Origin of the sequence: Thermoplasma sp. Kam2015 (genome assembly GCF_003205235.1) — an archaeon.
Lineage (GTDB): Archaea > Thermoplasmatota > Thermoplasmata > Thermoplasmatales > Thermoplasmataceae > Thermoplasma.
This window is the reverse complement of sequence record NZ_QJSM01000020.1, coordinates 157,658-179,432: the sequence shown is the minus strand read 5'-3', so window position 1 is coordinate 179,432 and position 21,775 is coordinate 157,658. Positions and strand designations below refer to the sequence as shown.

The window sequence follows — 21,775 nt, the reverse complement described above, 5'->3', positions numbered from 1 at the left end:
TCATAAGGAGGTCTGACTTGTCGTCGTACATAGAGAGGATAGAAGCGTACAATTTTAAATCCTTCCGCAAGAAAAAGGTGATAAATTTCACTAAGGGTCTCAACGTGATAAGCGGCCCCAACGGAAGCGGTAAGAGCAATATAGGCGACATGCTTCTATTTGTTCTTGGTACAAAATCGATACATGCGGTGAGGGCGGACAGACTCTTAGATCTCGTGAGCAAGGGTTCAGGAAATGAGTGCAGCGTTTCCGTAACATTCAAAAATGACGACGGTCGAACGCTGGTGATAGAACGCAAATTGGTTATAGAGGATGAGCCGAAGTCCTATTACTTTGTGAACGGCGTCAGGTCGAAGCTGTCTGAGATCGATGATGCACTAGCCTCCATGGGCATCAATTTTGGGACGTACAGCTTTGTTCTCCAGGGAGATATAAACGATTTCATATCTTACACTGGCCAGGAACGCAGAAAGCTTCTGGAGAGGATATCTGGCGTCGATCAGTTTGATGCTGAGTTAGAAAAGGTCAGAGATGACATCGAAGCCGTCAGCAGAAATATGGAGATAAATCAGAGTATAATAGAGGAGAAGAAACAGAATCTTGAGAGACTGCGTGTGGAAAAGGAACGCAAGGAAAGATACGATGATCTTGTGAAGAGGAAGCGCGATATAGAATATACAGAGATAACGTCCCAGAGAAACACGGCGGAGAGGCAGAAACGCACCATAGAATCTCAGATATCAGAACTTACTGCAGATATATCAAGGCTGGAGAATGAACGTGTAGATCTGGAGAAAGGCCTAGAAATTGCCAGATCGAAGAGGGAGGAATTTGCGAAGAGGATCGATGAACTCAGCAGCGGTGAAATGAACAGGGTCAAAACGGATCTTCACGCGGTGGAGGTAGAAATAGCCAAGATCCGTGGCACCATAGAGGAGAAGAACAGGAATATCGAAAAGCTCGAGGAGATAATAGCAAAATACGAAGGAGATAGGGATAGGCTGGACAGACAGATAGATGATCTGGATGCGCAGATCCAGGAGAAGAAGGAAAAAAGGAAATTGCTTGAAGAAAGATATGAAAGGATCAAAAAGGAATACGATGATCTGTTCAGCATGGCGCAGGCAAAGGCCATAGATGCGGCTGAGACCCGCAAAAAATCAAAGGAGTACCAGGAAAAGATAGAGGATCTTGAGTCTGAGATCGAACGTATCAGGGACAGGATATCTTCGACAAATGCAGATATAGCTGCACTTATGCAGAAGAGATCTGGGCTGGAGGAGAGAAAGGAGGATCTTGATCTGAAGATCCGCACCTCGGAATGGAAGGCAAAGGAATCTTCAGAGGATATAGGAAAATACAGCAAAAAGTACTATGATCTCAAGGCTAAATACGATCAGATGAACGATCGGATATCCGATCTGAAGAGTGAGATCGCTGAGAAGGAGGCTGCCGCGAGGACAGCATCAAGCAGAGTTCCGGAATATGTGAAGAACGTTGAAATGCTGAAGCGGTCCGTGGATGGCGTAATTGGTCTGGTCAGGGATCTCATATCTTATGGTGAAAAATATGTGAAAGCAGTTGAAAGCGCCGGCGGATCGAGACTCAATGCTGTTGTTGTGAGGGATGATGAGGTCGCGAAGGAATGCATCGATCTGCTCAAGGAGAGAAAGATATCTCCCATGACCTTTTTACCTCTCAACAAACTTCGGAAGAATTCCATAGATCGGGATCTTAGCAGGATATCAAAGGATCCTGGATATCTTGGTGTATTGATTGACTTCATAGATTTCGAGGAAGAGTACAGATCTGCCGTTTACTATGCCCTTCGTGATACGATACTCGTTGCGGATATCGATGCCGGAAGGAGATTGATGGGTGTCTTCCGTCTGGTCACGCTGGATGGTGATATATTCGATCCTGGCGGTTCGATCACGGGCGGTTACAGAAACTATGCATCGGACTATGCCTCCGCAGCCAGAATACAGCATGAACTTGAGGGCATGAAGGTGCAGCTTTCGTCCCTTACGGAGGAGAGATCAAGGATAAAGAGGGAACTTGATCAGGCGTTCAACGAAATGAGCGAGGCATCGAGAAGATCCGGAGAGATCATGAAGGAGCAGGAGATGATCAAGAGGGAGGTTGAAAGATCCAAAAATGAACTTTCGCAGATCATAGCTGAGATAAGTAAGATCGATGAGGAGATGAAGCTGAAGAGATCAGCTGTTGAAAATGATACCCGCCTCATAGACGATAAGACGCGCGACCTGCATAAATATCAGGAAGCCCTGAACGATCTGTATGATAGGGTCGATCCGGATTTCTTCAAGAAGATGGGGGACATCTCCGCAGATCTGAACTCAGCGAGATCCGAGCTTGATAATATAGACTCAGATCTTAATAAAGCGATGAACACGAGGAACATTCTGATCAGCGAGAGGAAGCATGCCGAGGATCAGATGGTCGATACGAAACTTCAGGAAAATGCCATTACTGCAGATATAGAAGAGTCCGTAAAGGAGAAGAAGGAGTTCGAAGAGAAAGCGAAGAAATACCAGTATGTCCTCAACGACCTTGAGGGTAAGTACGGCGATCTTTCTGCGCAGATGAAGGAAGCGGAGAGGCAGATGAGGGAGATCGAGGGGAAGATCAACGATACCAGGGCCAGCGTAGAATTGAAGAACGAGATGAGAAACGAACTGAAGATCAAGATCAGCGTTCTAGAGGAACGCATATCGACACTCGATCAGTCGCTGTCCTCATACACGGGCGCAAATCTTGTTTCTGGAGATCTGTCTTCTATGAAACTGGAGATCGAGAACGCATTGTCTGATCTTGGTGAGATAAATCATGCTGCCTACGATGAGTACAATAAGGCCGAGAAGGATCTTGAAGAATACATTAGGAAACACGAACAACTGATGAATGAGAAGAAGGCGCTCGAGGATACAACTGCAATGCTGAACCAGAGAAAACGCGAGGTTTTCATGAAGACGTTTTCCGAGATAAGCGAGAAGATGAACTACGTCTATGGTATAATAAATGGGGGTTCAGCCAGTCTCATGATGGTGGGCGATGATCCGCTCACATCGTCAATAGAGGTAAGCGTAACACCGAAGGATAAGGCAACGGTAAAGATCCAGGCGCTCAGCGGTGGGGAGAAAAGCGTGGCTGCCCTTTCCTTCATAACTGCGGTTCAGATACTCATGCCCAGTTCCATATACTTTCTGGATGAGGTTGATATGTATCTAGACGGATACAACGCCGAGAATATGATAAAGATGATAAGCCAGAATGCCGGAGAGTCTCAGACCATAATAATATCGCTTAAATCCCTGGTATTCAGCTATGCATCGAACGCGATAGGCGTTACGAGCGTGAATGGCGAATCGTTCGTTTTCATAAAGCACTTTGACGGTTCGCTGGAGGCTGTATCATGAATATCGAGGAGATCATAGAGGATCTCATTATCCAGTCGTCCGATGAGGATCAGGCCGAATATTACAGGGATCTTGAGAGATCGATAAGATCCAGAAAGGTCATGGATCCGTCGAAAGCGGCCGTGATCAAGATACTTGAGATGTGCGCAGACGGGCTCATCGATCCATGGAATGTTGATCTGACCAAATTTTCGGAGATAATGATCAGGTTCACTGAGGGAGAGATCATTGATTTTCAGTTTGCCGGCAAGGCTCTAGCGGAGGCATGGTATGTCTTACACAGGAAGTCGGATCTCTCGGTGAAGGATGATATGCAGGAGGAATCAGACTTTCTAGAAGACCAGGTTCAGGATATGCCTAGGGCGATAGAACCGATTGAGCTGACTCCTGTGATATCAGTCCCGGTCAGAAGGCCAGTTTCACTTATTGAGGTGATAGATGAGGTAAGGCAGAACCTCACAAGGAAACATTCACCCAGGCAGAAGACGCTGCCTGTATCATTTTCCGTAGAGAAGCTAAACAGGGATAATCCCGAGGACGAGATGGCCAGGGTGATGGACATAATCGATGCCTATCCATCGGACACAGTGCCAATGTCGAAGGTATGGGGCAGCACCAGAAGGGATCAGGCCTCATTCTTCTTATATTCGCTATTTCTGCATAATAAAGGCCGTATAGAGCTGATACAGGACGATCCAGAGGGTGATGTGATCATAAGAAAATTATCTTGATTTGTCTCGCCTCAGATGCGTACTGCTAATTAATTTCTCTTCTATATATAGCCTCCGTCGGTCAATTAAACGATATCTCTTTTTCGCTATTCATGGCTGTTGTTTCACGAAGTTGTAGGAAAAAGGGATTGTCCATGTATTCGAAGATCTGTGGAAGATGATGCTGCGTCAGGATACTGATCTGTTAGAAACTTTATTTTTGTCGGTTCCATAGACAACTAAACCGGCGAAGATAGACCACAGTGCAAGGATCACGGCTTCAATGAATTCAGGTACAGCAAGACCAACGTTCTTGATGGTTACGAAATGGAAGACAAAACCTATACCAACTATTATAACAGCGATGGCCGTGGCAGATCCTGCAATACCATAGATTCTCAGGGATCCGGGAAGTGTAGCTGAAGCACTGGCAATAATTATGGAGACAGGGAAGAGTATGAAGTATATCAGTGCGAATAACAGGTGGAGGTAGCCAAAGTGCTCATTGAACACGCCAACCATCGCGAGCGACAGACCGGAGGCGATCATCATTGCCTGCACATATCTGGCTATGCCGATCCGCTTCAAAGATATCACGAAGAACACGTTAAGTATACCCTCTACTATCAGGCCGGAGTTGAAAAGATATCCGTACTGATGTACCCCAAGATCGCTGAGAGCATTTCTTGACCACAGGAACCAAGGGCTCACTCCGACGTCTATCAGAATGAAGGATATGGCTATTATTGGGCCTGCGATTCCGGTTATGCCAAGAATGGCTGGAGGCATTTGTTCATTTTTCATTGTATTCATTCGAAAATGTATTCATATAAGTTAATATAAATATTTCCCTTTTGTATAAATCATAATTTAACTAACTACTTTACATATATCTAATCGAATGTGAAATTGTCATATATATTTCCATATATCCTGATTGTATTTAGAAATATATTTTACATATATTCCATCATCAATCCTCTGCACCAGTTTGAATATCTCCGTATAATAATCGTAGAGCGAAGATGAAGGCAGGAATGTATCTATCTCAAGCATATCTTTGTAGAGTTTGAAGAAAAATCTGAACCTAGGTATATGCAGATTATTTGATATTCTCCTGATCTCCGAGACGTTCTTGCTCTCGATTATCGCTTCAAATATTCCGCTTTCCTCGGATATTGGAGTCAGTAGCTGGCTGAAATGCCTGTTCAATCTAGATTTCTGTATATATATGATCGTTTCAATACGGTTCTTCTGAACCGAATCGTTCTTGAGCTCACCTATGAATGGTGTCGATGATAATTCTTTGGCGATTTCCTTTTCCTCATCACCCAGCGGCATAACATATGAAACGACAGATAGACCGTAATCGGAGTCCAAACGCTCCAGCATTTCTTGAATGCCTATGGTTGGACCCAAGTATTCGATTCTTGAATGATCGCCATGGATTATGTATTTTGATAACAGATCTGAAATCTTTTCAATTTTCGAACTGTGGAATCTTAGATAAACATTCAGGTCTCCTCTGAAAATATCAGCATTGCTCATAACGCATGATGGCGCATTGATCAGCTCGTTTATTATCTCATATCCATGGATGTTGTTTATCCTCTCGTCAACCACGTACATATCTTCCTTCTCAATGGGATTGAAGGCACTCAGATTGATGTTGATCTTTTTTCCCGATTTGAACTTTGGAAAAAAAGCACTCATCATAAGTTTTCCGTCGATATTATGAATCATAACCGGGATCCTGAAGTCCAGATCTGCAGATGATTTTATGAACGGCGTATCCTCTCTCAGTTTTAGCACAAGATCCATATCCAGTGCATGATCGATGTCGATCAACTGCATGATAATTTATTGATTTCTACTATATTAAATTCCTTATGGATAGCATAGCTGTTTGAAGATTCATTTATTTAATCAGAATTAATGCCTGCAGAGATAGCAAACCTCAGCCTATTCGTATAGTATCAGGCAATTCGCATGATCCATCTTCAAAGATCACTGTAGCGTCGTTGATACGGATCATCTCAGGAAAAGTATGCAGAATTAGAAAGCTTATCGATCCATTTGAAAAATAGGTTTGATATGTTGTCATTTCCTTTATATTGGGTATATATCGTAAAAATCGATTGATGTGGAAATAACTACAGCGATGGCTGCTCACGCTATTATCAGGTCTCCTTTCCCCTGTATGATTCAACATCGTTTTCTTGATTCAATTTTAACGATCCTATTTATTTCAAAAATGCCATATCATTAAATATTCTCGATCTTCTGGAAAGGCCATAAATGATGTAAATAAAAATGATAGCTTATGAAGAATCCTTAAACTTATAACCGTATGGGGATGGCCGGGTTTGAACCGACGACCACCTGGTTATGAGCCAGGCGCTCTGCCTAGCTGAGCTACATCCCCACGCCGCTGATCGGTCTCGAACCGATGACCGCTCGGTTAACAGCCGAGTGCTCTACCAACTGAGCTACAGCGGCACTAAGACCGATAGAGCTACTTTGCTTTTAACTTTTTCGTCAAACTATGGGTCTGAAGCCTCATCAATCAATAACCCATGCCTTAGTTCCACACTTTATAGATCCATCGTATTTATACATGACGCTGTCCCCATGTGCTTTTGCGGGCTGTCTGGACTATGCCTAGCGAAATCATGCGTTGATATACAGCCTTATCGCTATATATCTATGCATAAAGAATAATATATAAGATAATACTCCTATGAGTTATGAATATACTTCTCATTGGAGGCAACGGATTTGGAAAGGTACATGCAGAAACCTACAGGCGTCTTGGCTTTGATTTTTCAGTATATGATAGAAATGATCAGGTTCTTAACTTGTACCGGAAGGACTATGGTATACATGGTACCTATTCTGACTTGACTGAGGCTCTCAGCAGCAACAGCGACATCGTGGACATAGTACTGCCTCACCATCTTCACTATGAAGTAGCCATGAAGGCGCTTGAAGCCGGAAAGCATGTTTTGATAGAGAAGCCAATAACGGGGAGGATAGATGAGGCCATCAAACTCATCAATCAGTCCAAAAGGAGGAATCTGAAATTCATGGTCGCGGAACAGTTCTTCTTCGATCCCTCGTTCAAGAGGGCTATGGAGGCCATCGAAAATGGTAAGATAGGATCTATACGCACCATCATCGTCAGGGATCAGCAGAGATACGATGCGCCGGGCTGGAGGAGCAGGAGAAGCGAGATGATGGGAGGATCTCTGATCGACGGAGGTGTCCATTTTCTTGAACTTTTCCTCGACTTCGGTGGAGAATGGAAGGATATTTCATGCCATAACTATAAAGGCGGAACCTCTCTGGAAGGCGAGGACAATACAGCTGCGCTTTTTACATTCAGGAACGGTGCATACGGCATTTTCTATTATTCATGGAGCTACCAGGATCCACCTAGACTTCCCGCGTATGAGGTCATAGGCACAGATGGATCTATATATGAGATGGCAGGATCAAGCCTCATGAAACCAGACGAGATCCGCACGGTGCTCAATCCTCCAGTTTTGAACGGCACGATGCTTAATGTAGAATGGAAGGACGTCTATGAATCCGAAATTGGTGGATTCATAGAAAGCGTGGAGAAGGATATCGATGTACCATATCCACCGGAAAATGCCCTCAGGAATCTTGATGTTGTTCTTGAAATGTACAGAAGATGATGGTTCCATGAGGATTGATCAGAACATGCTTGGGATGGATCTGTCCATCTTCACGATCAGAGCCTTCTGATCAGATCCTGACCTCAGCCACTCAAGTTCCTTCAGCTCAGCATCGGCAATACGCACGTCTATGTCATACGATGATACGATGCTCTCTATATCCATCTCTGGCCTGAGATATTCAGCATCACTGATCTCCGGAAAATAGGACATGGCATAGCTCCTCAGAATATTGTATCCGCCATTTTCCAGAACTATTAGTTTGAGTGGTATTCCGTAATGCTTTGCCGTCCACAGCGCCTGTATGGAGTACATGAGAGACCCATCACCAACCACAGTTACAACTTTTGGATTGTACATCGCTATGCCGAGAGATGCAGGCAGCGCCCATCCTATTTGTCCGCTCCTTGCAGTGAAGTAACCGTTTGGCCTGTATCCGAAGTAATGTCTGAGTGTTTCTGAAACAGATATTGCTTCATCCATCATGGTAAAATCACTGAAATACTTCGATATCCTGTATGAGACGTATTTCTGCCCCATCTTCTTTTTATCCCTGACTGCGTCCGTGAGCTTCATATAGTCCCTGCTACGTCTGAAATTGCACTTTCTGTGCACAAGATCCAGTATTCTCGCAAGGAATATCTTTGGATTCGCCCGATACGTTTCACCTATCATTCGTCTGTTGTTGAGGCCTATGACTATCTTCCTCTTACCGGGCAGTATTAGATCCGTAGTATAAGGATACAGCGTGAGATCGGATCCTATAAAGAGAAGGAGATCGTACTGCATCAGGTCCAGATCCACAAGAGCTGCTGCAGGATAAAGTTCTCCCGCGTAATGCGGATCATCTGAGGGATAACTCGATCTGTTTCCCAACGGCTCCGAATAGACAGGACAACCAAGTTTCTCCGCAAAGGCCATGGCTTCTGAGAAGGCATCGAATTCATCGATCTCCGATCCGAAGATCACGGCAGGATTCTTGGCATCATTTATAGCGTTTGCCACCGCTATTACATCGTCTTCGTCCATCACATTGTGAGTCGATCTCGCGACATCTTCGTATACGTATGATCCTTCCGCCTCCATGACGTCCATGGGAAATGAAAGGAATACAGGGCCCCTCGGTGGCTCTTCAGCTATCTGATACGCCTTTCTGATCTCATAGGCTATGTCATCTGGTTTTCTCACCTCTGTCCTGTATTTTGCGAAGTTATCGGCCATCTCCGTCAGATTTCCGGAGAGAAGCGGTTCGTAGGCCAGATGTCTCTGATCCTGCTGTCCTGCCGTGACTATCAGGGGGGAGTGGTTCCTTGCTGCGGTCATCAGAAAGGCCATGGCATTTCCCAATCCAAGATCTGTGTGCAGGTTAACGAGGACAGGCTTCCTTGTCCAAAGGGCGATCCCATCAGCCATGCCCACCGCGATTCCGTCATGAAGCGTGAGCACATAGTTTGAGATGTCTCTCAGCATGGGTAGTTCAGTTGTTCCAGGATTACCCAGAACCGGTGAGAGTTTCAAATCTCTGAGAACATTCCCGAATATTTTGTATCCCTTCATTCAGGCCACCCTGAAGTTTGGTTCATATCCCTGCATGTAGCGCATGACGTTTGCGATGGTTTCCTTGAAGAAACGCATCTGACTTTCAATGGTCACGCCAGCTATGTGCGGTGAGAGTATGGTGTTGTCAAGCTTCAGAAGTTCTGATTTGGGATCAGGCGGTTCCGTCTCGAAAACGTCAAGACCCGCCCTTAAGCCTTTCTTCTTTATAGCCTCAATGAGGTCCTTCTCCACAACGACCTCACCTCTTGAAGTATTTATGAATATTGATCCGTCCTTCATAAGATAGAATTTGCTCTTGTTGAAGAGATGTCTCGTTGTTTCGGTAAGTGGCACATGAACGGAAACGATATCTGCATCGGAAAGCAATCTATTCAGATCGACATACGTTGCACCGTATTCCTCCTCCTCAGCCTCGCTCATCCTCTTAATATCATAATAGATGATGGCCGTTTTGAACGGTAGAAGCCTGGATGCCAGCGCACGGCCTATGGATCCCATTCCAACGATGCCAAACGTCTTGCCCATAAGATCCGTCGATCTCGTTATCTTTGGCCACCGGCCAGACCGGATCTCCGAATCCAGAAATCTCTGATCCTTCAGCAGAGACAGTACCATGGAGAGCGCATGCTCAGCAACGCTGTCAGCGCTAGCCGTTGGTATATTCGAAACGATTATTCCGTTTCCTTTCATGGCGTTTAGATCTACGTTGTCATATCCTATACTCGCAACCTGCACGAATCTCAATCTTGGCATTTTTTTCAAAAGTTCGGCGTTTACGGGGGTGAACGTCGTGACGATGAGAATTTCTGCATCACTTCTTTCGAAGTTAGTGTCATTGCGTACATCAAGATCGGAGGATATCGTTGAGACGGCAGCTTTTATCTGATCCAACGGAAGAAATTCCGGTACCACTACCAGTATTTTCATATTTAAATAAGTTTTATATAATATATATACTTTGCCGGATAGCGGCATCCCGTCATCTATCCTTCGAGATGATGGCTGAAAAATTTGCAATCGCTGTGGATGAAATGTCGATCAAAAGTAATATAAGAACGCAGAATATCGGTTTTCTATGTCAGGATTTGTGCCGACGCATATCTTCTTCACGAGAGGCGTGGGGAGGGGAGAAACACAGCTTGTATCATTCGAGGCAGCTCTTAGAGATGCAGGTATAGCTCCTTATAACCTGTCCAGCATCAGTTCCATTTTTCCACCACATGCACAGATGATAACCAGGGAAGAGGGACTGAAAAAATTGAATCCAGGTCAGATACTGTTCACAGTGCTGGCTAGAAACACATCTAACGAGCTGAACAGGATGATATCAGCTGCAATAGGATATGCGATACCTCGTGACAGGAGCAAATGGGGATATCTTAGCGAGCACCACAGTTTCGGAGAGACGGAGAAGGCGGCCGGATCATTTGCCGAGAAGCTTGCGGCCGAGATGCTTGCATCAACCATAGGATCGTCGGCACAGCTTGCCTATGATAAGCAGAAGGAGGAATACGTGCTGGAGGATAAGATACTCACGACCGGTTCAATATCATCCACTGCTGTTGTTCTCGAACCGGGTGAGTGGACCACCGTGGTGGCAGCCGCCGTTCTTATAGTGGAGTGATCACCGTGGACATAGAGACGAAGTGGCAGAATGCCTGGGAAAGGGACGGAATATTTGTCCCGAAGATAGATGAACGGAAGAAGTTCATGATAACGGTACCGTGGCCATATACCAATGGATCGCTTCATGTTGGGCATGGCAGGACATATACGCTTGGAGACATCATAGCGAGATACAAGAGATCCAGAAATTATAATGTGCTGTTTCCCATGGGATTCCACCAGAGTGGTACGCCGATATTAGCCTTTTCAGAAAGGATAAGGGTAGGAGACAGGGCCACGATCGATCTCTACAGATCGTATCTTCAGGAATATGGAGAAAAGGATGTAGATTCTATAATCGAGAGTTTCAAGGATCCAAAAAATATCGCAGATTACTTTTCCAATGCCATAATAAACGATTTCAAGCGGCTCGGATACTCCATAGACTGGAGCAGGCGTTTCACATCCGCTGATGAATTCTATCAGAAGTTTGTGCAGTGGCAGTTCAGGAGACTGAACGACAAGGGTCTGATAAAGCAGGGAAAATATCCAATACTCTACAGCCTGGATGATGACAATGCGGTTGGCGAGGACGACATAAAGGACGGAGACACCGATAAGGTCACGATAGAGGAATATACCGCGATATTCTTTCACGGCAGATCCTTCGATCTGATCGCCGCCTCGTTAAGGCCAGAGACCATATACGGGATAACAAATCTGTGGATCAATCCGAACGCAAAATACGTTAAGATCCGTATAGCAGGTCGTGAGGCTGTCGTCTCCGAGAATTGTCTCACCAAGCTGAAATTCCAAAGGGATGATGTCGATCTGCTGGGAGAGATCAGTACAGCTACGATACAGAAGTACACCTATGAGACCCCAACAAAGAAGCAGGTCAAGGTGTATCAGGCCGATTTTGTGGATCCGGATAACGGGACTGGCATAGTGTACTCTGTCCCATCACATTCAGTATACGATTACGTTTATTACAAAAAGAAGAGGGGGCATGAATTCCCAGTCGTGATAGAAGCGCCCATCAAAATGGTGGATATAGAGGCCAAATACGATTTGAATTCAGATGAAGGGCGCGAGGAGGCAACGAGGGATCTCTACAGGAATGAGTTCTATTACGGCAAGCTGATCAACTCAGGGAGTTATACAGGTATGCCTGTCCGTGAGGCCCGAGAGGCGGTGAAAAAGGATCTCATAGATGATGGAAATGCGTTCATATTCTACGAGACGTCAAGGCATGCGGTGACTAGATCTGGATCGAAGGTCATCGTAGCGGTGCTTCCGGATCAGTGGTTTCTGGATTATTCCCAGACATGGCTCAAGGATCTAGGCCACAGCATGATAAATTCCATGGTGATGCATCCAGAATTATACAGGAGCGTCATGAACGACGCGATCGATTGGCTGCGTGAACGTCCCTGCGCCAGAAGAAGGGGACTCGGAACAAAACTGCCTTTCGATGACAGATGGGTGATCGAATCTCTCTCCGATTCGACCATATATCCAGCTGTTTACACAAACTCTCTGCAGCTTAGGGATCTATACGTCAAAGGCGACCTGAACGATGAGGTCATGACAAGAATATTTCTGGAAGGATCTCCGTTGAACGACAAAGAAGAAGAGGCCAAGAAGCAGTTCAGTTACTGGTATCCTGTAGATATAAGGCTCACGGCCATTCCGCACATATCCAATCACCTCTCTTTCTATGTTCTCAACCATGCCGCCATATTTCCTAAGGAAAAATGGCCCGCTGGACTCATAATATCTGGTCTTGTGGTTTCGAACGGCGCTAAGATCTCCAAGAGCAAGGGCAACGTCATATCGCTTCTGGAAATAACGAAAAAATATTCAGCCGATATATATAGGCTTTATGTGGCAGTCCAGGCGGATATATCGTCCACGATGGACTGGAATGAAACAGATCTGGCAGGCATAACCAGGAGATTCAATGAATTCAAGGATTTACTTTCAAAATTCAAGGCTGACGAATCTGATCTAAACTTCTATGAGGCATGGTTCGTAGCCAGGTTCGCAGTGAGGCTTAAGCAGTTCTTCGAGAGCATGGATAAATATCAGATAAGGGATGCATACATCAACATATTCTACGGGGTTCTGAACGATTTGAAATATCTTGCATCCAGAGGCGGAGATGTGAACAGAGCTATTACACCGGTACTCGCTGACTGGATCAGGTCTTTGATGCCTGTCATACCACATCATGCGGAGGAATACTGGCACATGTATGTCTCCGATACATACGTGTCCGTGGATCCGTTCCAAGAGAACTTCATGGACAGATACGAACGCATAGTCAGGAAATTCGCAATGACATGCGATCAGATGTATAATGCCATGGATTATGTTGAGAGGGTGCTGCAGGACATCAAAAATATAGTTCAGGTCACCGGCATGGAGCCAAAATCCGTTGAAATAACGGTTGCAAATGATGATGTCATGAGGGCTGCCCAGGAATTTCTCAACAATTCGGTTTCAGGGCAGTCCAAGAAATACATGCAGTATCTGGTGAAGCGCAGAAAGGACATAATGATCTACGGTTTCGATGAGTATGACGTCCTCCAGAGGAATCAGGTTTACATATCCAAGGAGATAGGCTGTCCCATAAGGATACAGAGGGGCGATGTCATAAACGGAAAAATTGCACTTCCCGGCAAACCGGTCATATATATTTCATGATTAAAAATGCCAAGATAATTAATTTCATATATTATTAATGCATGTCTACATGTATTTAAATATTTAAAAATAAGGTGACATATATGCCGGAAAGCATGGATCCTTTTGAGATGGCCTTGCAGCAGCTTGAGAAAGCGGCCGCAGTTTTGAAGCTGGATGAGCAGGCTCTGGAGATACTGAGGCAGCCTGAGAAGATCCTTCAGGTGAGCATACCTGTAAAGATGGATGACGGTAAGGTGAAGGTATTTACAGGCTTCAGGGTCAGATACAATACCGCCAGAGGCCCTGGCAAGGGTGGTATAAGGTATCATCCGGAGGAGACCCTTTCAACGGTAAAGGCTCTGGCCGCATGGATGACATGGAAATGCGCTATAGTTGACATACCCTTTGGAGGCGCTAAGGGTGGAGTGATCTGCGATCCCAAATCCATGAGCCAGGGTGAGCTGGAGAGGCTCAGCCGTGGTTATATAAGGGCAATCGCTGATTTCATAGGACCAGATGTCGATGTACCAGCACCTGATGTCTATACGAATCCACAGATCATGGCATGGATGATGGATGAATACGAAAATATAGTGAGGCACAGTGCTCCAAACGTAATAACCGGAAAACCTATCGAGGTAGGAGGATCCGAAGGTCGTGGAGACTCCACCGCAAAGGGTGGAATGTTCGTTCTCAGGGAGGGTGCAAAGAGGATCGGTCTCGATCTTTCAAAGGCGCGCGTGGCCGTTCAGGGTTTCGGAAATGCAGGGCAGTTCGCGGTCAAGTTTGTTCAGGAGATGTTCGGTGCAAAGGTCGTGGCCGTATCTGATACGAAGGGCGGAATATTCAAGAAAGACGGTATAGATTACAGTTCTCTGCTTGATCACAAGAGGAAGACAGGATCCGTCGTCGGTTTTCCTGGATCCACTCCGATCACGAATGAAGAACTCCTGGAATCAGAGGTGGACGTTCTCATACCTGCCGCCATAGAGGAGCAGATAACCGGAAAAAATGCGAACAGGATAAAGGCAAAGATCGTTCTTGAGCTGGCAAATGGACCAACAACACCTGAAGCTGATGAGATCCTCTTCAAGCGCGGAATACTCGATCTTCCAGATTTCCTGTCAAACTCAGGTGGTGTCACAGTGTCGTACTTTGAGTGGGTTCAGAACAACTATGGCGAATATTGGACCGCTGATGACGTATATAAGAAGCTTGATCAGAAGATGACCAAGGCGGCGCACGATGTCTTTGATGCTATGGATCGCTATAAGGTGAATCCTAGGACGGCTGCGTATGTTGTATCAGTCAAGAAAGTAGCTGACGCAATGAAGGCCAGAGGAATGTGGTGATCCTCTCTGTAAAATCAGAATCATTTTTGCTGAAAATATTGAGATTGAAAATTATACGCCTATCTGTTTCGCGAACGATGATGAATTTAAATTTTATGTATATTTAAAAAAAATGATTTATTATTTTTTGGAATCGTCAAGTGCAAGTACCGGTTTCCATCCTTCGTGTCTGTACTTTGCTACGGTTATCTCCTCAAGGCTGAGACCCTTGGTTTCAGGTGTGAAGAATATGGTGAAGAACAGTGCCAGCAGCATCACCACAAAGAGGACAAAGAAGAAACCCTCCTTTCCAAGAACGGTCGATTTTGACAGATATGGAAAGAGGAACGCCGAGAGGAACGAAACTATCCTTGTTATACCTGTGGCGCTGCCCATGGACGAGCTCCTCAGCTTGGTCGGAAGCAGCTCTATGGCATAGAGGCCCATGGTATTTCCAGGTCCAAGGTTTCCAAGTGCATAGTCTATTATGAACGCGAGTATGCCTATGGCTAGGAATATTTGCCCTCTTCCGCTTGCGGCAAAGAAAAACAGCAGCATGGCAAGAGCCATGGATCCGAAGCCGAGTATCTGCAGCGGCCTTCTGCCCACACGGTCATTCAGCATTACTGCACCGAACGCGCCCATGAAGCCTATGGGCATGTAGAATACGAATGAATAGAGGAGCGTATAGGAACCAACGACGCCCAGTTCCTTCAGGATGAGTGGAGAGTACAGGCCTATGCCGTATCCGGCTATGTCATACAGGATCCACTGAATCCAGACTATCAACGTTCTCTTGCCGTATTCACCCTTGAAGAGAGATCTCAGCGAACCTGATCGGATTCTGGATTCCCTATTCCTCTCCGCCAGTATGCTGTCCATCTCCTCCTTCTTAATGCCTATGCTGTCTGCAACGTCTCTTATTTCCTGTTCAGATACGCTTTTATCTGCAGCCTTCCATCTTATGGATTCTGGCATTTTCATCCTCATGACCACAACTATGATGGCAGGGATTGCACCAAGACCAAGCGTCCAGCGCCATCCTGTCAACGGATCGACAAGATAGAAGGCGTATCCGATTATGAATGCCGTGGCTGCGCCTAGGCTCCAGAAAGTCCAGACCCAGCCATAGCCTCCGCCTCTCTGTCTATTGGGATACATCTCTGTTGTGTAGACAGGACTGAGGGCATAATCAGCACCCACACCCAGACCGACAAAGAACCTGAACGCGATCATCTCATATATATTCGTGGCGAGAGCTGTCAGAATTGCAAAGATCGCGAAAAATATCAGATCGAATATGTACAGGTATCTTCTGCCGATCCTGTCTGCATAGTGCCCAAATAGCACCGCACCGACAAAAGCTCCCAGCAGAGCAGATCCAGTGACAAACGACTCTGTGAACGCCGTGTACTTGAAGATCTTGTAGGTCACCAGAACCAGCGTGAAAACGGATATCACGCTTAGGTCGTAACCATCAAGAAAATATCCCATCGCGGAGAGCGAGGTCATTACAGACCTTCCTGGCACCTTTGTTGCCTTTGCATTTGAATTCGCTTCCATCATGCGATCAGAGGTAGGGAAATATTAATTTTATTCCTTATAGGATATAGTGCTATATTCACTCATGTTCAAGATATATGGATTCCTTAAAAACGGAGATGGCGATGAAAGCAAATATCAAAATATGGCATAAGGAATAAATATCACTGCGTGATATCCTCGTCCGTCGTGGAAAGTTGTCTTATCCTGGAGATACCGTCTATCTCGTGGATCACCTCGACAACCGGATCAGGAACATCCTCTTCCCATGGTTGGCCTGCGATCATCTTTTCTCTTATCTTTGTGCCCGTCCACTCCTTTCTGTTCACCATCGGTAGCGAACGTACCTCATATCTTCTCTCCATGAAAAGCCTTCTGACCAGCGGGTTATTGGTATAGACTATGTCGAATTTTGGAGTAAGTGCCTCAACATGAGAGACCCAAAGAGAGTTGGCATTCACATCCTCTATGGGCACCAGGTAATAATTGTAAATATGCTCTTTTTCGAGTGTTCTGGATATCATCAGATGGCGCTCTCCTGCGGTGAATGGATTGATCACCGTGTGCGAATACTGCGCCGAACCTATACCTATAATAATGGAATCGTTCTCGCTTAATATGCGCCTAACTATCTCGAGATGTCCCTTGTGAAATGGCTGAAACCTTCCAATCAGAAAGGCCCTCTTTTCAGATCTGGTTTCCATTAATGAGGAAGTATATCTATACATATATTTTTATCTCATCCATGAAATTTTCTTTCTCCGATATATTGGTACTGCGTTCATCATATCCTTGGAACAGATGAACGGAAGGTTCAATGATTTCGTACAAAGGATCGTCCTTTTGAATTGAGATTCATAGATGCTGCGAGGAATATATCTTCAATGGATCCTTCATATGGGCGTATATTTATGATGTATGTGTAGATATATGTAGCGTTCGATGGTACATCTATATGTTCAAGATATATTCGAATACAGTAAATTGCATAATGTTTTTCGTTTTTAAGTTTTCATTTTCTTTCTCCAGGAGCGATCAAAAACATATTTTAATACGAAGGTAATAACCATAGTTGAGTAAATATGGATTTCAATATACTCATAGGCGGTCCGCAAGGAGGCGGTATAGATACAGCCGCTAACCTTGTTGGAAAAGCAGTTGCAACTTCTGGATACGGTGTTCTCAGCGTTAGAGAATACCACTCAAATATAAAGGGGCGCCACAGTTATACCCATATGAGGGTGATGGAAAAGCAGCCGAGGTCTCTAAAGTACCCTGTGAATATTTTTGTCGCACTTGATCCTGACACGATATTCGAGCACCTAGATGACGTATCTGAGGTGTCCACCGTTCTCTATGATAAGACAACCGAAGATTACGATCTGCAGGCTGCTAGAATGATAATGAGAGATACCTCTGCCAAGATCAGGAGAATACTAACGGAGAATGGATTCGAGACCACCATAAGGGGGGCTCTAGAATACATGAAGAAGCGCGGTGCGCATCTGCTACCCATACCATTCTCTGATATTGCAACCGAGGCAGTTCCGGATGGAACTCCGAGCAGATATTACAACACCATTGGAGCAGCCATAACACTGGCCATAATAGGAATAGACAGAAAATTCGCTGATGATGCGATATCCTATATATTCAAGGGCAAGCAGCAGGTTATCGAGGAGAATGTAAAGGTGGTTGATGCTTCTTACAAGTTCGCTCAGGACAGCAAGGTTGCGGGTAAGACACTCCCCGCTTTGCCTACACCGAGGAAGCTGTTGCTCACCGGGAATGATGCATCCGCACTGGGCAAACTTCTGGGTGGGTTGAGATTTCAGACATACTACCCGATAACGCCTGCAAGCGATGAGAGTACAACGATAGAGGAACATCAGAATATAAAGTGGCTGGCAAACGAGGCTAAGAGTCTTAAGAAGGGCGGTGTTGTCATAGTTCAGACAGAAGATGAGCTATCCGCAATAAACATGGCCATAGGCGGTGCATTAACAGGTGTTAGATCCGCTACTGCAACCAGTGGCCCTGGTTTTTCACTGATGGCTGAGGGTCTGTCATTCGCCGGTATGGATGAGGTACCGCTAGTCGTCACATTCTATGAGAGGGGCGGGCCGAGCACAGGTCTTCCGACTAGGAACGGCCAATCCGATCTGCTCTTTGCTCTGAATGCTGGACATGGCGAATATCCGAGGATAGTGTTCTCCTCAGGAACGGTTGATGAATGCATATACGACGCTGCAAAGGCCCTTAACTATGCAGCAAAATATCAGCTCCCGGTTATACACCTTATAGATAAGAATCTGGCCAATACGCTAGATCTGATATCAAAGATTGACCTTGACAATATAAAGATAGAAACGGTAAAGCTCGCGAAGGAGGGTGACGATGTCAAGCGTTACGATCTCAATACGGAAAACGGCGTTTCTCCATACACAACCATGGGGAGAAACATATTCTGGATGACCGGAGATGAACACGACGAACTTGGACATGTCACCGAAGATTCGGACATCAGAGATAGGATGATGGAGAAGAGATTCAAGAAGCTGGAAACGGCGGACAAGGAGATCCCGCTGGAGGAAAAGGCAGTTTTAATAGGAGATAAGGAAGCCGATGTAACGTTCGTCACATGGGGAAGCCAGAAGGGACCGATACTCGATGTTATCGAAGATCTGAAGGAAGAGGGTATCTCTGCCAATCTCCTCTACCTCAAGATGTTCTCGCCATTCCCAGCAGAATTTGTTAAGGATGTTATAAGCAAGGCAAGACTTGTTATCGATGTGGAGAGCAATTACACTGCTCAGGCAGCACAGATGATCAAACTCTACACTGGCATCGATATCAAGAACAAGATACTGAAGTACAACGGCAGGCATATGACAGAGGATGAGATCCTGAAGTCTGCAAAGGAGATATTGAATAAGGAAAGTTTGATGGTGGTGCTTGAAGATGGTTCATAATTTTAGAAATGATATAACGGTTGATTGGTGCCCGGGATGCGGAGATTTTGGTATATTGACCGCATTGACGTCGGCACTGCAGGAATTGAATCTGGGCGCTCACGATGTTGCTGTGATATCTGGTATAGGGTGCTCTGGAAAGACACCGCATTACGTCAACGCAGCTGGTGCACACACGCTCCATGGCAGGGCAATACCTGTTGCCGTAGGTGTTAAGCTGACGAACCCCAAGCTGAAGGTCATCGTAACGGGTGGTGACGGCGATCTGATGAGCATCGGAGCGGGCCATCTGGTTGCTGAAGGAAGGAGGAACAGTGGTATAACGGTTCTGATGTACGATAACGCCGTATACGGTCTGACGAAGGGGCAGGCCGCACCCACATTGAAGCTTGGCGTTCAGACGAAGAGCCTCGCAAGGCCGAACATATACGATGCCATTAACCCGATCATGCTGGCCATTTCAACTGGATACTCGTTTGTTGCCCGTGGATTCAGCTTTGAGATCGCGCACCTGAAGAACATAATAAAGCAGGCCGTCATGTTTCCTGGATCTGCCTTTATCGACATTCTGCAGCCCTGCCCAACCTACAACAACATAAACACGATGGACTGGTACAAGAAGAGGGTCTACAAACTTGACGACGACAAGTCGTGGGATCCTGTCGTGACCGAGAACGATCCAAAGGCCGAAGAGAAGTACAACAGAGCCATAGAGAAATCCTTCGAATGGGGCGATCGTATACCCATCGGTATCTTCTATGTGAATAAGAAGATCCCACCGTTCACAGAGAGACTGAAGCAGTACGTTGACAACTACGAAAATGTCCCCCCAGCAGCGCAGGATGTCAAGACGCCGGATGGAAGACCCATACTGGATCCATTCGAAACCTTCAAGGACAAGATAATTGTCTGATTTTTTTTGAAAAATAATATCAATGGAACTTCTCCAGAAGTTCCGATGCTTCTTTTATCTGTTCTGTATCTGCGCTGAATGCGAATCTTATGTATCCCTCTCCTGCAGGTCCGAAGACGGGGCCAGGAGATGATCCCACTCCGGTCTTATCCAGAAGATAGTAGGTCATATCCCATGAATCTTTGACACCCTCTGGAAACTTCTTTATCCTGCACCACAGGTAGAAGGTTCCGCCTGGTTTTATGGGTTCGAGATATGGTGATTTCAGCACTGCATTGTATATGATATCGCGACGCTTTTGATACTCATCCCTCATCTGGCCTACAAACTCCTGCGGTCCTGTTAAAGCCGCAACGGCGCCGTACTGAGTTGCCGAGTTTACACCGTTAATCGTGCATCTAAGCAACTTCTTCATCCTCTCGTATAGCAGATCGTTGTTTGTGTGTGCATAGCCGATTCTGAGGCCGCTCATTGCATAAGTCTTTGACATGGAGAAGAGCGATATGGTATCATCGTACTTTGATGCAGGGCTCACATGCTTTCTTCCGTCAAATATCACGTCCTCATAGGCCTCATCACTAACGATGAATATCCCCTTGGACTCAGCGAATGATATGATATCGTCGATCTGCTTGGGCGTGAATACCAGACCTGTTGGGTTGTGCGGGCTGTTTATGAATACAGCCTTGATCCTTTCGTCATCCTCGTACTTCAGCAGATTCTCGGTATAGTTCTCAACAGGAACCCTCACTGGAACGCCTTCCGCGAGCTTTATTATCTCAGCTATCTCAGTCCACATGGGATCCGGAATGATGACCTCGTCGCCTGGACTGATGAGTGATCTGAACGTTACGTAGAGGGCATTCATTCCGCCGTTGGAGACTATGACATTTTCAGGTGTCGCATTCTTAATGCCGTTCTTCTTTACTAGTTTCTCAGCAATGGCCCTTCGCAGTTCTGGTATTCCAGTGGAATCAGTGTAATGAGTCTTGTTGTTCTCTATGGCCTGTTTTATGGCTTCTTTGACATGGGGCGGAAGGGAAAAAGACGGATCTCCGGATTCCAGCCTGTAGACCTTCTTACCGTTCCTCTGCATCTCAAGAAGCTGATCCCTTATCTTGACGATTGCCCCGAAGGAAATATCGTCTACCACGTTCCTGCCTATGATTGATTGTTTCATACGGGGGTTGATTTTGAATCATCATATAAATTATTAGGTAATATCATGGACAATATGACAGCATTTTTGCCTCCGGATATACCGCGATATCTTGATATATTGAACCGTGGCGGAAAAGGATTTTAAATCT

At 45.5% G+C, this 21,775-nt stretch carries 15 protein-coding genes and 2 tRNA genes; 8 read left to right on the top strand and 9 right to left on the bottom strand.

Translation table 11 applies throughout. From position 1 onward, the window contains the following. The first annotated feature begins 17 nt into the window (after positions 1-17). Together smc and DMB44_RS04060 are read left to right on the top strand one after the other, a co-directional pair. The gene (gene smc / locus DMB44_RS04065) at positions 18-3,440 is read left to right on the top strand and encodes a chromosome segregation protein SMC (RefSeq protein WP_110641082.1); all 3,423 of its coding nucleotides are present in this window, start codon (positions 18-20) and stop codon (positions 3,438-3,440) included. Further along, on the top strand, positions 3,437-4,171 hold the full coding sequence (locus tag DMB44_RS04060) for a hypothetical protein (RefSeq protein ID WP_110641080.1): 735 nt from the start codon (positions 3,437-3,439) through the stop codon (positions 4,169-4,171). Before smc ends, DMB44_RS04060 begins: the two co-directional genes overlap by 4 nt. A 168-nt stretch (positions 4,172-4,339) precedes the next feature. Here DMB44_RS04060 and DMB44_RS04055 read toward each other — a convergent pair whose 3' ends face one another. From DMB44_RS04055 to DMB44_RS04040, 4 genes are all read right to left on the bottom strand, one after another. After that, entirely contained in the window at positions 4,340-4,963 is a 624-nt protein-coding gene (locus DMB44_RS04055; protein ID WP_237265285.1) for a DUF998 domain-containing protein, read from the bottom strand. A 99-nt stretch (positions 4,964-5,062) separates the two neighbouring features. Continuing rightward, complete coding sequence (locus DMB44_RS04050) at positions 5,063-6,004, bottom strand: hypothetical protein (RefSeq protein ID WP_110641078.1); 942 nt, start codon at positions 6,002-6,004, stop codon at positions 5,063-5,065. A gap of 497 nt (positions 6,005-6,501) precedes the next feature. Next, positions 6,502-6,575 (bottom strand) — tRNA-Ile (locus DMB44_RS04045). A gap of 1 nt (position 6,576) precedes the next feature. Next, positions 6,577-6,649 (bottom strand) — tRNA-Asn (locus tag DMB44_RS04040). Positions 6,650-6,897: 248 nt separating this feature from the next. Between DMB44_RS04040 and DMB44_RS04035 the strand changes: the two genes are divergently transcribed. Further along, positions 6,898-7,851, top strand: a complete 954-nt coding sequence (locus tag DMB44_RS04035) for a Gfo/Idh/MocA family protein (RefSeq protein ID WP_110641076.1) — start codon at positions 6,898-6,900, stop codon at positions 7,849-7,851. Between the two features lie 18 nt (positions 7,852-7,869). Here DMB44_RS04035 and DMB44_RS04030 read toward each other — a convergent pair whose 3' ends face one another. Continuing rightward, positions 7,870-9,408, bottom strand: a complete 1,539-nt coding sequence (locus DMB44_RS04030) for a thiamine pyrophosphate-binding protein (protein WP_110641074.1) — start codon at positions 9,406-9,408, stop codon at positions 7,870-7,872. Next, complete coding sequence (locus DMB44_RS04025) at positions 9,409-10,338, bottom strand: 2-hydroxyacid dehydrogenase (protein ID WP_110641072.1); 930 nt, start codon at positions 10,336-10,338, stop codon at positions 9,409-9,411. A 148-nt stretch (positions 10,339-10,486) separates the two neighbouring features. On the opposite strand from DMB44_RS04025, the gene DMB44_RS04020 reads away from it, so the two are divergent. From DMB44_RS04020 to DMB44_RS04010, 3 genes are all read left to right on the top strand, one after another. Beyond that, on the top strand, positions 10,487-11,035 hold the full coding sequence (locus tag DMB44_RS04020) for a pyruvoyl-dependent arginine decarboxylase (RefSeq protein ID WP_110641070.1): 549 nt from the start codon (positions 10,487-10,489) through the stop codon (positions 11,033-11,035). Between the two features lie 5 nt (positions 11,036-11,040). Beyond that, positions 11,041-13,725 (top strand): leucine--tRNA ligase, encoded by a 2,685-nt coding sequence (gene leuS, locus DMB44_RS04015; protein ID WP_237265284.1) that lies wholly within the window; start codon positions 11,041-11,043, stop codon positions 13,723-13,725. A gap of 83 nt (positions 13,726-13,808) precedes the next feature. Continuing rightward, the gene (locus DMB44_RS04010) at positions 13,809-15,059 is read left to right on the top strand and encodes a Glu/Leu/Phe/Val dehydrogenase (RefSeq protein ID WP_110641067.1); all 1,251 of its coding nucleotides are present in this window, start codon (positions 13,809-13,811) and stop codon (positions 15,057-15,059) included. A gap of 120 nt (positions 15,060-15,179) precedes the next feature. Here the strand turns inward: DMB44_RS04010 and DMB44_RS04005 are convergent, their stop codons facing one another. Together DMB44_RS04005 and DMB44_RS04000 are read right to left on the bottom strand one after the other, a co-directional pair. Continuing rightward, entirely contained in the window at positions 15,180-16,601 is a 1,422-nt protein-coding gene (locus tag DMB44_RS04005) for an MFS transporter (protein WP_110641207.1), read from the bottom strand. Positions 16,602-16,744: 143 nt separating this feature from the next. Then, complete coding sequence (locus DMB44_RS04000; protein ID WP_110641065.1) at positions 16,745-17,284, bottom strand: nicotinamide-nucleotide adenylyltransferase; 540 nt, start codon at positions 17,282-17,284, stop codon at positions 16,745-16,747. Between the two features lie 378 nt (positions 17,285-17,662). Here DMB44_RS04000 and DMB44_RS03995 point away from each other — a divergent pair, with 378 nt between their 5' ends. Together DMB44_RS03995 and DMB44_RS03990 are read left to right on the top strand one after the other, a co-directional pair. Then, complete coding sequence (locus DMB44_RS03995) at positions 17,663-19,552, top strand: 2-oxoacid:ferredoxin oxidoreductase subunit alpha (protein WP_110641063.1); 1,890 nt, start codon at positions 17,663-17,665, stop codon at positions 19,550-19,552. Next, positions 19,542-20,465, top strand: coding sequence for a 2-oxoacid:ferredoxin oxidoreductase subunit beta (locus DMB44_RS03990; RefSeq protein WP_110641061.1), 924 nt, complete (start codon positions 19,542-19,544; stop codon positions 20,463-20,465). The genes DMB44_RS03995 and DMB44_RS03990 overlap by 11 nt, the downstream gene beginning before the upstream one ends. Positions 20,466-20,484: 19 nt before the next feature. On the opposite strand, the gene DMB44_RS03985 is transcribed toward DMB44_RS03990, so the two are convergent. Further along, the gene (locus DMB44_RS03985; RefSeq protein ID WP_110641059.1) at positions 20,485-21,645 is read right to left on the bottom strand and encodes a pyridoxal phosphate-dependent aminotransferase; all 1,161 of its coding nucleotides are present in this window, start codon (positions 21,643-21,645) and stop codon (positions 20,485-20,487) included. Between the last annotated feature and the right edge of the window lie 130 nt (positions 21,646-21,775).

Excerpts from the sequence above, each read along its gene's own strand:
- DMB44_RS04010 (WP_110641067.1), top strand. The coding sequence starts at position 13,809 with ATGCCGGAAAGCATGGATCCTTTTGAGATGGCCTTGCAGCAGCTTGAG.
- DMB44_RS03990 (WP_110641061.1), top strand. The coding sequence starts at position 19,542 with ATGGTTCATAATTTTAGAAATGATATAACGGTTGATTGGTGCCCGGGA.
- DMB44_RS04020 (WP_110641070.1), top strand. The coding sequence starts at position 10,487 with ATGTCAGGATTTGTGCCGACGCATATCTTCTTCACGAGAGGCGTGGGG.
- DMB44_RS03995 (WP_110641063.1), top strand. The coding sequence starts at position 17,663 with ATGGATTTCAATATACTCATAGGCGGTCCGCAAGGAGGCGGTATAGAT.
- DMB44_RS04000 (WP_110641065.1), bottom strand. The coding sequence starts at position 17,284 with ATGGAAACCAGATCTGAAAAGAGGGCCTTTCTGATTGGAAGGTTTCAG.
- DMB44_RS04050 (WP_110641078.1), bottom strand. The coding sequence starts at position 6,004 with ATGCAGTTGATCGACATCGATCATGCACTGGATATGGATCTTGTGCTA.
- DMB44_RS04030 (WP_110641074.1), bottom strand. The coding sequence starts at position 9,408 with ATGAAGGGATACAAAATATTCGGGAATGTTCTCAGAGATTTGAAACTC.
- DMB44_RS04055 (WP_237265285.1), bottom strand. The coding sequence starts at position 4,963 with ATGAATACAATGAAAAATGAACAAATGCCTCCAGCCATTCTTGGCATA.
- DMB44_RS04025 (WP_110641072.1), bottom strand. The coding sequence starts at position 10,338 with ATGAAAATACTGGTAGTGGTACCGGAATTTCTTCCGTTGGATCAGATA.
- DMB44_RS03985 (WP_110641059.1), bottom strand. The coding sequence starts at position 21,645 with ATGAAACAATCAATCATAGGCAGGAACGTGGTAGACGATATTTCCTTC.
- DMB44_RS04035 (WP_110641076.1), top strand. The coding sequence starts at position 6,898 with ATGAATATACTTCTCATTGGAGGCAACGGATTTGGAAAGGTACATGCA.
- DMB44_RS04005 (WP_110641207.1), bottom strand. The coding sequence starts at position 16,601 with ATGGAAGCGAATTCAAATGCAAAGGCAACAAAGGTGCCAGGAAGGTCT.
- DMB44_RS04060 (WP_110641080.1), top strand. The coding sequence starts at position 3,437 with ATGAATATCGAGGAGATCATAGAGGATCTCATTATCCAGTCGTCCGAT.